The sequence below is a fragment of the Pseudomonas sp. S09G 359 genome, from assembly GCF_002843605.1.
Taxonomy (GTDB): domain Bacteria; phylum Pseudomonadota; class Gammaproteobacteria; order Pseudomonadales; family Pseudomonadaceae; genus Aquipseudomonas.
On the sequence record NZ_CP025263.1, the window covers coordinates 664915 to 677523 of the forward strand.

The following is a 12609-nucleotide window of genomic DNA, read 5'->3' on the forward strand; positions in this document are numbered from 1 at the left end:
TCACTCCTTGCTGGAAAGGGCAGGTACTTTGAAAACGTGACGCAAATAGGCGACAAAATTCGGGTCGGTGCAGTGGGTCTTGCCCGCTTCATCGGAGATCTTCGCGACGGGCTGGCCATTGCAGGCGGTCATTTTAAGCACGATGCTCATCGGTTCCACCCCTGGAATGTCACAGGTCAGGTTGGTACCGATGCCAAAGCTCACATTGATGCGACCGCGCAACGCGCGGAAAATCTCCAGCGCCTTGGGCAGCGACAGGCTGTCGGAGAACACCAGGGTCTTGCTCATCGGCTCGATCCCCAGCTTGTGGTAATGGGCGATGGCTTTTTCGGCCCACTGCACCGGGTCACCGGAGTCGTGGCGCAGGCCGTCGAACAGCTTGGCGAAGTACAAGTCGAAGTCGCCGAGGAAGGCGTCGGTGGTGATGCAGTCGGTCAGGGCGATGCCCAGCAGGCCGCGGTATTCGCGGACCCAGCAGTCGAGGGCGGCGATCTGGCTGTCGATCAGCCGTGGGCCGAGTTGCTGGTGGGCCATGATCCATTCGTGGGCCATGGTGCCCAGCGGCTTCATATCGAACTCGCGCGCCAGGTGCACGTTGCTGGTGCCGACAAAACGCCCGGGGAAATCATGCTTGAGCACGCTCACCACTTCTTCCTGCACCCGGTACGAAAAGCGCCGGCGCGTGCCGAAGTCGGCGACTTGCAGCTCCGACAGCTCGTCGCTGCTGGCATTTGCCGTCAGCCAGTCGAACTTGCGATATAGCTGCTCGCGGGCCTGTTCGAGGATCACGGTCTGGTAGCGGTAGCGGTTACGCACTTCGCTGACGATGGCCAGCATCGGTACTTCAAACAGGATCACATGCAGCCACGGCCCGCGCAGGCGGATAAACAGCTCGCCGTTCTCGATGCCGGTCTGCACATAGCGCAGGTTGAAGCGGAACAGGCCGAGAAAGCGCAGGAAATCCGGCTTCATAAAGCTGATGCGTTCCAGGAAACCCAGTTGATCCGGGCTCAGGCTCAGCTCGGCGAGGCGCTCGATCTGGTAGCGGATCTCCGCCAGGTACGGGCGCAGGTCTTCACTGTTACGGCAACGAAACTCCCATTCAACTTCCACGTTGGGATAGTTGTGCAGCACCGCCTGCATCATGGTCAGCTTGTAGAAGTCGGTGTCGAGCAGGTTCTGCACGATGCGATCGGCAAACACACTCTCGCTCATAACGGGAATCTCCAGACGGGTCGGCGATGGGCGCCGGCCTTTACGCACAATTAAGGAAGGGGGCTAGTGGCGCATAGACGTGGGTCGGTTTGCCAGTGATTTTTTCAGCTTGGTATTGTTGTTGTGTCCACTGACGCCTTCGCGAGCAAGCCCGCTCCCACATTTGAAATGCATTCCAAATGTGGGAGGGGGCTTGCCCCCGATAGCGGTATTCCAGGCACTAAATAACTTGCTCCATCATCCATTTCACAAAATCCCGCACCTTGGGCACCTCCGCCGAATGCTCCGGATACGCCAAATAGTAAGCATCCTGGCTCGGCATCGCATGCGGCCAAGGAATCACCAACTTACCGTCGGCCAACTCCTCCTCCACCAGAAACCGCGGCAGCAGCGCCACGCCGCAGCCCACCTGCGCCGCCCGAATGCACATATAGAAGGTATCGAAACGTGGCCCGTGGTAGCTGTGCTCGGTCTGGTAACCCTGGCTGGCGAACCAGTCGTGCCAGCCCTGAGGCCGTGAGGCGTTTTGCAGCAGCACCAGTTCGCTCAGTTGCGTCGGGTCGCTGAACGGCTTTGCCGGCAGGCTCTCCGGGGCGCACACGGGGATCAACTCTTCGCTGAACAGTTTCAGGCTTTCGGTGCCCGGGCGCGCGCCCTGGCCGAAGTAGAAGGCCATGTCGGCCTTGCCTTGCAGCAGTTCGTCCGGTTCCTGCTCGTTGCACAGGTCCAGGTGGATCTGCGGGTGGCGCAGGCGCCAGCCCTTAAGACGTGGCACCAGCCAGCGCGCGCCGAAGGTGTAGGGAGTGGACACGCGCAGCACTTCGGTTTCGCCGCCGTAGGAGCGCAGGTAATGGGTGGACATCTCCACCTGCGTGAGGATCTTGCGCACTTCCACCAGGTACAAATCGCCCGCCGGGGTCATCTGCAGGCGCCGACGCACGCGGCGAAACAGCAGGTGTTGCAGCAACTCTTCCAACTGCGCCACCTGTTTGCTCACCGCGCTTTGCGTGAGGTTCAGCTCCTCGGCGGCGCGGGTGAAGCTCAGGTGGCGGGTGGCGGCTTCGAAACACTGCAGGGCAGTGATCGAGGGCAAATGTCTTTTGTTCAGCACGGCACGCCTCTTTTTATTCTTTGCATGAATAAACGGAATGATATCTCGCCTAATCGTCGTTTGTTGGCAAGTCTTGGGCCAGCTACAAATAAGGCCTGGATCGCCGTGTCTGTGGCGGCGCGCATTTTCTGTTCGAGATTGAAGGAGTCACCCATGGTTGCCGCATTGCTTGATCGTCTCGGGGTAAACCCGGCGCTGTACCAGGCGGGTAAACAGCCCGTGCATTCGCCGATTGATGGCAGCGTCATCGGCAGTGTGCACTGGGAAGGTGCCGCCGAGGTGGAGCAACAGGTCAGTCGCGCCGAGCATGCATTCGATGCCTGGCGCAAGGTGCCGGCCCCGCGTCGCGGCGAGCTGGTGCGTCAGTTCGGCGACGTGCTGCGCGAATACAAGGCCGACCTCGGCGAACTGGTTTCCTGGGAAGCCGGCAAGATCACCCAGGAAGGCCTGGGCGAAGTGCAGGAAATGATCGACATCTGCGACTTCGCCGTCGGCCTGTCGCGCCAGTTGTACGGCTTGACCATCGCCTCCGAGCGTCCGGGCCACCACATGCGTGAAACCTGGCACCCGCTGGGCGTGGTCGGCGTGATCAGCGCGTTCAACTTCCCGGTGGCCGTGTGGGCGTGGAACACCACGCTGGCCCTGGTGTGCGGCAACGCCGTGATCTGGAAACCGTCGGAAAAGACCCCGCTCACCGCTCTGGCCTGCCAGGCCCTGTTCGAGCGCGTGCTGAAGAACTTCAAGGATGCGCCGCAGTACCTCAGCCAAGTGATCATCGGCGGCCGCGACGCCGGCGCAGCCTTGGTCGATGACCCGCGCGTGGCCCTGATCAGCGCCACCGGCAGCACCCGCATGGGCCGCGAAGTGGCGCCGAAAGTCGCCGCGCGTTTCGCCCGCAGCATCCTCGAACTGGGCGGTAACAACGCGATGATCCTCGGTCCAAGCGCCGATCTGGACATGGCCGTGCGCGCCATCCTGTTCAGCGCCGTCGGCACCGCCGGTCAGCGTTGCACCACCCTGCGCCGGCTGATCGCGCATGAATCGGTCAAGGAAGAAATCGTCACCCGCCTCAAGGCGGCCTATTCCAAAGTGCGCATCGGCCACCCACTGGAAGGCAACCTGATCGGCCCGCTGATCGACAAACACGGCTTCGACAACATGCAGGACGCCCTGGAGCAGGCCTTGAGCGAAGGTGGCAAGGTGTTCGGCGGCAAGCGCCAGTTGCAAGACACTTTCCCGAATGCCTACTACGTGTCGCCGGCCATTGTGGAAATGCCCGAGCAAAGCGACGTGGTCTGCACCGAAACCTTCGCGCCGATCCTGTACGTGGTCGGCTACAGCGATTTCGCCGAAGCCCTGCGCCTGAACAACGCCGTGCCTCAGGGCCTGTCGTCGTGCATTTTCACCACTGATGTACGTGAAGCCGAGCAGTTCATGTCGGCGGTGGGCAGTGACTGCGGCATCGCCAACGTCAACATCGGCCCGAGCGGCGCGGAGATTGGCGGCGCGTTTGGTGGCGAGAAAGAGACCGGCGGCGGGCGTGAGTCGGGGTCGGATGCGTGGCGTGGGTATATGCGCCGGCAGACCAATACTGTGAACTATTCGCTGGAATTGCCGCTGGCCCAGGGTATTACCTTCGACTGATTCCTCAAGTCAGGTGGCGGTCAAAATGTGGGAGGGGGCTTGCCCCCGATGGCGGTGTGTCAGTCAACAAACTTACAACTGATCCACCCCTATCGGGGGCAAGTCGAGTCGTCGCACCGCCCCTCCCACATTTGACCTCATTAGCAGTTCGGAAAAGTTGTTTGTTAGGTCTCACCGGAGTCTGGCAATGGCGCTACGCGAAACATGTTTATGGGAACACCTCACGCCCAGCCGGCCTGATCGCGCCGCGCTCAAGGGCGAGGTCAAGGTGGATGTGTGCGTGATCGGCGCCGGCATCACTGGTTTGTCTGCGGCCATTCACTTGCTGGAGCAGGGTAAAAGCGTTGCCGTGCTGGAGGCTCATCGCACCGGCCATGGCGGCTCGGGGCGCAACGTCGGGTTGGTGAATGCCGGCTTGTGGATCCCGCCGGATGAGATCGAAGCCGGTTTCGGCGAAGCGGTGGGCAGCCAGCTCAACCGCATGTTGGGCGCGGCGCCTTCGCTGGTGTTCAGCCTGATCGACAAATACAACATCGATTGCCAACTGCGCCGAGAGGGCACCTTGCACATGGCGCACAACGCCCGTGGCGAGGCGGATTTGCGCAGTCGTGAAGAACAATGGAAACGCCGTGGGGCGCCGGTGGAACTGCTCACCGGCCAGGCTTGCGAGCAAGCCACCGGGACTAAAAAGATCGCCGCCGCGTTGCTGGACCGGCGCGCCGGCACCTTGAACCCTATGGCCTACACCTGCGGCCTGGCAGGCGCGGCAGTCGGGCTGGGCGGGCAATTGTTCGACCATTCCCCGGTCACCCAATTGGAACGCCAAGGTGCGCACTGGTCGGTGCAGACCGCCAACGGCGCGGTGCAGGCTGCACAGGTGGTGATCGCCTCGAATGCCTACACCGAAGGCGAATGGACCGAGCTGCGGCGCAATTTTTTCCCCGGTTACTACTACCAGGTCGCTTCCGCGCCGCTGACTGACGACGCCGCCAGACAGATCCTCCCTGGCGGCCAGGGCTCGTGGGACACGCGCCAGGTACTGAGCAGCATCCGCCGCGATGCCGATGGCCGCCTGTTGCTTGGCAGTTTGGGCAATGGCAACCAGAAACCGGCTTGGTTCCTCAAGGCGTGGGCCGATCGGGTGCAGCAACACTACTTCCCGTACCTCAAATCGGTGCAATGGGAATACACCTGGACCGGCTGCATCGCCTTCACCCCCGACCACTTGATGCGCCTGTTCGAACCGGCGCCGGGGCTTGTGGCAGTAACGGGCTATAACGGGCGCGGAGTGACCACCGGCAGCGTGGTCGGCAAGGCGTTCGCCGACTACCTGTGTCACCAGAATCCACAGGCGCTGCCTATCCCGTTTGCGCCCATGCAGCCCCTGGCGGGGGTGGGCCTGCGCAGTTGCCTGTATGAGGCCGGATTCTCGCTGTATCACGCGGGGCAATGTCTGCGGATCGTGATCTGATCAGCGAAATACCGCTCAAAAGCCTGCATTTTCTTAGCAGGCTACTAATCTGTATTGGTGCAAGTCGTAGCAATCGCGCACTGTAAATGTGCAGTTCCGTTACGCACATTGTTACAGGTGTAGGAACTGTCGTTTATCCCTCCGGTTGCAGGTGCGACCTGCTCAGGTTGTACTTTTTTGATCCATTGGTTGCACCTCTAGACGCTAGACGGTTGCACGTCCTGACAAAAGGAGCCGAAACGCCCGTAATAACAATGACACCGTGTCTTTTTGAAGAATAAAAACGTAATGGCACGCGCCTTGCTCAGGGCTTTCAGTGAAAGGTTTGAATGCAAGTTGTCGTGCCAAAAATCAAAAATATCGGAGCACCACTCATGTCCCAGACGTTTTACAAGAAAGGTTTTCTGGCCCTCGCCGTAGCTGCGGCGCTGGGTGTTTCTACGTTTGTTCAAGCTGATGTGAAAATTGGCGTGGCGGGGCCGATGACGGGCGCCAACGCTGCTTTCGGTGAGCAGTACATGAAAGGTGCCCAGGCGGCAGCCGATACCATCAACAAGGCCGGTGGCATCAACGGCGAGAAAATCGTGCTGGTGGCCGGCGACGACGCCTGCGAGCCAAAGCAAGCCGTGGCCGTGGCCAACCGCCTGGCTGACCAGGACAAAGTGATCGGCGTGGTCGGGCACTTCTGCTCGTCCAACACCATCCCGGCCTCCGAGGTTTACGACGAAGCCGGCATCATCGCCATCACCCCGGGCTCCACCAACCCACAAGTGACCGAGCGCGGCCTGGGCGCCATGTTCCGCATGTGCGGCCGTGACGACCAGCAAGGCATCGTCGCCGGCGACTACATCGTCGACGTGCTCAAGGGCAAGAAAGTCGCGGTCATCAACGACAAAGACACCTATGGCAAAGGCCTGGCCGATGCCACCGCTGCCCAGTTGACCAAGCGCGGCGTCAAGCCGGTGCTGGAAGAAGGCCTGACCCGTGGCGAGAAAGACTTCAGCGCCCTGGTCACCAAGATCCGCTCCACCGGCGCCGATGTCGTGTACTTCGGCGGCCTGCACCCGGAAGCCGGTCCACTGGTTCGCCAGATCCGTGAAGCCGGCCTCAAAGACGTCAAGTTCATGTCCGATGACGGCGTAGTGACCGACGAACTGGTGGCTACCGCCGGCGGCAAGCAATACGTCGATGGCGTGTACATGACCTTCGGCGCCGACCCGCGCCTGCTGCCAGACAGCAAGGCCGTGGTGGAAGAGTTCCGCAAAAACGGCACCGAGCCGGAAGGCTACACCCTGTACGCCTACGCCTCGGTCCAGGCCCTGGCCGCCGGCTTCAACGGTGCCAAGTCCAACAAGGGCGAAGACGCCGCCAAGTGGCTCAAGGCTCACCCGGTGAAAACCGTCATGGGCGAAAAAGCCTGGGATTCCAAGGGGGACCTGAAGATCTCCGACTACGTGGTTTACCAGTGGGACAAAGACGGCAAATACCACCAGCTCGATAAGCAGAAGTAATCCATGTGGGAGGGGGCTTGCCCCCGATAGCGGTGTGTCAGTCAACAGTTGTTCAGATGACCCACCGCATCGGGGGTGAGCCCCCTCCAACATTGGGACAGTGTTGTTATTGAGATCTGTCTTTTCCTCCAGAAGCGCCGCACACCCACCGGTGTGCAGGTGCTCACCGCGTGAGATTGCGTTATGGATGGTATTTTCCTGCAGCAACTGGTCAACGGCCTGACCCTCGGGTCGGTCTATGGCCTGATCGCCATCGGCTACACAATGGTCTATGGCATCATTGGCATGATCAACTTCGCCCACGGCGAGGTTTATATGATTTCCGCTTACCTCGCGGCGATCAGTCTGGCACTGCTGGCTTACTTCGGCATCGAATCCTTCCCGCTGCTCATTCTCGGTACGTTGATCTTCACCGTGGTCGTTACTGGCGTGTACGGTTGGGTCATCGAGCGTGTCGCCTACAAACCGCTGCGCAACTCCACCCGATTGGCTCCGCTGATCAGCGCCATCGGTATCTCCCTGATCCTGCAGAACTACGCGCAGATCGCCCAGGGTGCGAAACAACAAGGCATTCCAACGCTGCTGGCCGGCGCCTGGCGTGTCGATATCGGCAGCGGGTTCGTGCAGCTCACCTACACCAAGGTCTTCATCCTCGTGGCGGCGTTTGCCGGCATGGCGTTACTCACCTACATCATCAAATACACCAAGCTCGGCCGCATGTGCCGTGCCACCCAGCAAGACCGCAAGATGGCCTCGATCCTCGGTATCAATACCGACCGCGTGATCTCCTACGTTTTCGTCATCGGCGCCGCCATGGCCGCGCTGGCCGGCGTGCTGATCACCCTCAACTACGGCACCTTCGACTTCTACGCCGGCTTCATCATCGGCATCAAGGCGTTTACCGCAGCGGTACTCGGCGGCATTGGTTCCCTGCCTGGGGCGATGCTCGGCGGGATCATCCTGGGTATTTCCGAGTCGCTGTTCTCGGGGTTGATCAACTCTGACTACAAAGACGTGTTCAGTTTCTCCCTGCTGGTGGTGATTCTGATTTTCCGTCCCCAGGGCCTGCTGGGTCGCCCACTCGTGGCTAAGGTGTAAACATGTCTGCTGCCAAACCCATCGATATCAAGAAAAGTGTGGTCGATACGGTCCTTGCCGGGCTGATTTCGCTGATCGTGTTCGGTCCGATCGTCGGCGTGGTACTCGACGGCTACAGCTTCAACCTGGAACCGGCCCGCGTGGGCCTGCTGGTCGCCATCGTGATGGTCGGCCGCTTCGCCATGAGCCTGTTCCTGCAAACCCCCAAGGGCGTGAAGATCCTGCAGGGCTTCGAAAGCAGTGGCTCCGGCGTGCATGTGCTGGCGCCGGACTACAAGTCGCGGCTGCGCTGGATCATTCCGGCGTTGATCGTGATCGCCATCGTGTTCCCGATCTTCGCCAACAAGTACCTGCTGACCGTGGTGATCCTCGGGCTGATCTACGTGTTGCTCGGCCTGGGGCTGAACATCGTGGTGGGCCTGGCCGGCCTGCTCGACCTGGGTTACGTGGCGTTCTACGCCATCGGCGCCTACGGCCTGGCGCTGGGTTATCAATACCTCGGCCTGGGCTTCTGGACCGTGCTGCCACTGGCGGCCATCGCGGCGGCTCTAGCGGGATGCATACTCGGGTTCCCGGTGTTGCGAATGCACGGTGACTATTTGGCCATCGTGACCCTGGGCTTTGGTGAAATCATCCGCCTGGTGCTCAACAACTGGCTGTCGTTTACCGGCGGGCCAAACGGTATGCCGGTGCCTTCACCGACCTTCCTCGGCCTGGAGTTCGGCAAGCGCGCGAAGGATGGCGGGATTCCCTTCCATGAATTCTTCGGCATCGACTACAACCCCAATATCAAATTCCTGTTTATCTACATCGTGCTGTTCCTGGTAGTGCTGGCTGTGCTGTACATCAAGCACCGCCTGACGCGCATGCCGGTCGGCCGCGCCTGGGAAGCCTTGCGCGAAGATGAAATCGCCTGCCGTTCCATGGGCCTGAACCACGTGTTGGTCAAGCTCTCGGCATTCACCATTGGCGCGTCCACTGCCGGTTTGGCCGGGGTGTTTTTTGCCAGCTACCAGGGCTTTGTGAACCCCTCGTCGTTCACCTTCTTCGAGTCGGCGCTGATCCTGGCCATCGTGGTGCTGGGCGGCATGGGCTCGACGGTAGGCGTGGTGATTGCGGCGTTCGTATTGACCGTCGCGCCGGAACTGCTGCGCAGTTTTTCGGAGTACCGCGTGCTGCTGTTTGGCGTGTTGATGGTGGTGATGATGATCTGGCGACCACGCGGGCTGATCCGGATCAGCCGCACCGGTGTGACCCCACGTAAAGGAGTGGCGCCATGAGCAAGGAAGTCGTGCTTTCCGTGGAACACCTGATGATGCACTTCGGTGGCATCAAGGCCTTGAGCGACGTGAGCCTCAAGGTCGAACGCAACTCGATCTTCGCCCTGATCGGCCCCAACGGCGCCGGCAAGACCACGGTGTTTAACTGCCTCACCGGCTTTTACAAAGCCAGCGGTGGCAAGATCGAGCTCAACATCCGTGGCAAGCAAACCAATGTGATCCAACTGCTCGGCGAACGCTTCAAGGCCACCGACTTTGTATCGCCCAAAAGTTTTTTCAGCCGCGTGTACTACAAGATGTTCGGCGGCACCCACCTGGTGAACCGTGCAGGCCTGGCGCGAACTTTCCAGAACATTCGCCTGTTCAAGGAAATGTCGGTGCTGGAAAACCTGCTGGTGGCCCAGCACATGTGGGTCAACCGCAACATGTTGGCGGGCATTCTCAACACCAAGGGCTACCGCAAGGCCGAAAGTGATGCGCTCGACCATGCGTTCTACTGGCTGGAAGTGGTCGACCTGGTGGACTGCGCCAACCGCCTGGCCGGTGAGCTTTCCTACGGCCAGCAGCGCCGCCTGGAAATCGCCCGTGCCATGTGCACCCGACCGCAGATCATCTGCCTGGACGAACCAGCCGCCGGCCTCAACCCCCAGGAAACCGAGGCGCTCAGCGCGATGATTCGCCTGTTGCGCGACGAGCACGACCTGACGGTGGTGCTGATCGAACACGACATGGGCATGGTGATGAGTATTTCCGACCACATCGTGGTGCTGGACCACGGCAACGTGATCGCCGAAGGCGGGCCGGAAGCGATCCGTAACGACCCGAAAGTGATTGCCGCCTACCTGGGCGCTGACGAAGAGGAGCTGGTATGAGTGCACCTATCCTCGAAATGAAGGACCTGGACGTGTTCTACGGCCCGATCCAGGCCCTGAAAAAAGTCTCGCTGCACATCAACGAAGGCGAAACCGTGAGCCTGATCGGCTCCAACGGTGCGGGTAAATCCACGTTGCTGATGTCGATCTTCGGCCAGCCGCGGGCCGAGTCGGGGCAGATTCTGTACAACGGCGTCGACATTACCCAAAAGTCGTCCCACTACATCGCCTCCAACGGCATTGCGCAGTCGCCGGAAGGGCGGCGGGTGTTCCCCGACATGACCGTCGAGGAAAACCTGCTGATGGGCACCATCCCGATTGGGGATAAGTTCGCCCAGGAAGACATGCAGCGCATGTTCGAGCTGTTTCCACGGCTCAAGGAGCGGCGTACCCAGCGCGCCATGACCATGTCCGGCGGCGAGCAGCAAATGCTCGCCATCGCCCGCGCGCTGATGAGCCGGCCCAAGCTGTTGCTGCTGGACGAGCCGAGCCTGGGCCTGGCGCCGATTGTGGTGAAGCAGATCTTCGCCACCCTGCGCGAGCTGGCGGCGACCGGGATGACTATCTTCCTGGTGGAACAGAACGCCAACCACGCGCTGCGCTTGTCGGACCGGGCGTATGTGATGGTCAACGGTGAGATTCGCCTGACAGGCACCGGTAAGGAATTGCTGGTGAATGAGGAAGTGCGCAACGCCTATTTGGGTGGCCACTGATTTAAATAACAGCGAAGTTCTGCTGTGGGAGGGGGCTTGCCCCCGATAGCGGTGTGTCAGTTTCAGATGTTTTGACTGACAAATAGCTATCGGGGGCAAGCCCCCTCCCACATTTGTTTTGTGTGATCCACAAGACCCGCTTCCAAATTGTGGAAAACAAATCCAGCCTGCCTCCAAAGCGCGACATATAGCCGCCGCAAATCCCTGTTTTGTCACAGTTTTGACTTGTCCCCATCCGCTGTGGAACCGGCTGTGGGTAACGTGGGTGTAGCTGGCTGCAAGCCTCTGATTACGGGGTCTCCAGCGCGATGGTTGTTTTTTGATCAGCGGCTTTTTCGCGACCGACCACGGGGTTTGTCAACCTGTTTAAAGACACAGGTATATGACCGAAATATGTCCCGCCAGCCTGTGGATAAGTCTGTGACTAAACTCTGGAAAGACTGCCGCAGGGGCCGGAATGACTGGCCTGGAGCCATCGTTCGGATTTTTCCTTTCGGCATGGGCCTACATACGCCTGGGCCCAGGTCAAGCAAAAAACTTTCTAAAACGGCCTGCAGCCCTTGTGAATAGAGGCCTGGGGCTTTTTGGAGTTGCCCCCAAAGACTGTGGGCGCAGTTGTGGATAACCTGCGCGCATATGGCTGCAGGCCACGGTTTATAAGGCGTTGCTCGGCATGATCAAAAAATGATCAGCTGTACATGAAGTTGTGCGCATAGCGGTTGCCGCAACCGCGGCGTAAGGGCATTCTGCTGGCTGATTTTTTTCCCGATGCCCGCAAGGAGAACACCATGTCCGACACGCTGTTTATTACTGGCGCCACCTCAGGTTTCGGCGAAGCCTGCGCCCGTCGTTTCGCCGAAGCCGGCTGGAAACTGGTGCTCACCGGCCGTCGTGCCGACCGTTTGAATGCGCTGGTCGAAGAGCTTTCCAAGCAGACCGAAGTGCACGGCCTGGTCGTGGACGTGCGTGACCGCAAGGGCATGGAAGACGCCATCGCCAATCTGCCGCCGTCGTTCGCGAAGTTACGCGGCCTGATCAACAACGCCGGCCTGGCCGTGGGCACCGACCCTGCGCCCAAGTGCAGCCTCGACGATTGGGAAACCATGGTCGACACCAACATCAAGGGCCTGCTGACCACCACCAGCCTGCTGCTGCCACGCCTGATCGCCCATGGCCGCGGCGCCGGCATCATCAACCTGGGTTCCATCGCCGGCAGCTACCCGTACCCGGGCAGCCACGTGTATGGCGGCTCCAAGGCGTTCGTGAAGCAGTTTTCGCTGAACCTGCGTTGCGACCTGCAAGGTACCGGTGTGCGTGTGACCAACATCGAGCCAGGCCTGTGCGAGAGCGAGTTCTCCCTGGTGCGCTTCGGCGGTGACCAGGCGCGCTACGACGCCACCTACGCCGGCGCCGAGCCGATCCAGCCGCAGGATATTGCCGACACGATCTTCTGGGTGCTCAACACCCCGGCGCACGTGAACATCAACCGCTTGGAGCTGATGCCGGTGAGCCAGACCTGGGCTGGGTTTGCGATTGAGCGTGGGGCCAAGTAAGGCTTTAGACCGAGGCGCTGCCATCGGGGGCAAGCCCCCTCCCACATTGACTGCATTTCAAAGTTGAAACTCGGTTGAATGTGGGAGAGGGCTTGCCCTCGATGGAGTCAAATCGGCCAAAACACGGCATAAGGTACACTC

Annotated in this window: 10 protein-coding genes; 8 read left to right on the forward strand and 2 right to left on the reverse strand. The window is 60.4% G+C overall.

Going from position 1 to position 12609, the window contains the following annotated elements:
* Both pncB and CXQ82_RS02865 read right to left on the reverse strand, forming a co-directional pair.
* Positions 1-1215, reverse strand: coding sequence for a nicotinate phosphoribosyltransferase (pncB, locus tag CXQ82_RS02860; RefSeq protein ID WP_065900159.1), 1215 nt, complete (start codon positions 1213-1215; stop codon positions 1-3).
* A gap of 220 nt (positions 1216-1435) precedes the next feature.
* Positions 1436-2326, reverse strand: a complete 891-nt coding sequence (locus tag CXQ82_RS02865) for a LysR family transcriptional regulator (protein WP_101265953.1) — start codon at positions 2324-2326, stop codon at positions 1436-1438.
* A gap of 153 nt (positions 2327-2479) precedes the next feature.
* Here CXQ82_RS02865 and CXQ82_RS02870 point away from each other — a divergent pair, with 153 nt between their 5' ends.
* The 8 genes from CXQ82_RS02870 to CXQ82_RS02910 all read left to right on the forward strand — a co-directional run bounded on the left by CXQ82_RS02870 (position 2480) and on the right by CXQ82_RS02910 (position 12468).
* Positions 2480-3970: an aldehyde dehydrogenase family protein gene (locus tag CXQ82_RS02870; RefSeq protein WP_101265955.1), complete on the forward strand. Its 1491-nt coding sequence runs from the start codon at positions 2480-2482 to the stop codon at positions 3968-3970.
* 187 nt (positions 3971-4157) lie between these two features.
* Complete coding sequence (locus CXQ82_RS02875) at positions 4158-5441, forward strand: FAD-binding oxidoreductase (RefSeq protein ID WP_101265957.1); 1284 nt, start codon at positions 4158-4160, stop codon at positions 5439-5441.
* Between the two features lie 374 nt (positions 5442-5815).
* Positions 5816-6952 (forward strand): branched-chain amino acid ABC transporter substrate-binding protein, encoded by a 1137-nt coding sequence (locus CXQ82_RS02880; protein WP_101265958.1) that lies wholly within the window; start codon positions 5816-5818, stop codon positions 6950-6952.
* Positions 6953-7135: 183 nt separating this feature from the next.
* A complete protein-coding gene (locus CXQ82_RS02885) occupies positions 7136-8050 on the forward strand; it encodes a branched-chain amino acid ABC transporter permease (protein ID WP_003236186.1) in 915 nt (304 codons plus the stop codon).
* Positions 8051-8052: 2 nt separating this feature from the next.
* Positions 8053-9330, forward strand: coding sequence for a high-affinity branched-chain amino acid ABC transporter permease LivM (gene livM, locus CXQ82_RS02890; protein WP_101265960.1), 1278 nt, complete (start codon positions 8053-8055; stop codon positions 9328-9330).
* Positions 9327-10202 (forward strand): ABC transporter ATP-binding protein, encoded by an 876-nt coding sequence (locus CXQ82_RS02895; RefSeq protein WP_101265962.1) that lies wholly within the window; start codon positions 9327-9329, stop codon positions 10200-10202. The genes livM and CXQ82_RS02895 overlap by 4 nt, the downstream gene beginning before the upstream one ends.
* Positions 10199-10915 carry an ABC transporter ATP-binding protein gene (locus CXQ82_RS02900; protein ID WP_101265964.1) on the forward strand — a complete coding sequence of 239 codons (717 nt, stop codon included), beginning with the start codon at positions 10199-10201 and terminating at the stop codon, positions 10913-10915. The genes CXQ82_RS02895 and CXQ82_RS02900 overlap by 4 nt, the downstream gene beginning before the upstream one ends.
* A 788-nt stretch (positions 10916-11703) precedes the next feature.
* The gene (locus tag CXQ82_RS02910; protein WP_101273714.1) at positions 11704-12468 is read left to right on the forward strand and encodes an SDR family oxidoreductase; all 765 of its coding nucleotides are present in this window, start codon (positions 11704-11706) and stop codon (positions 12466-12468) included.
* The last annotated feature ends 141 nt before the right edge of the window (positions 12469-12609 follow it).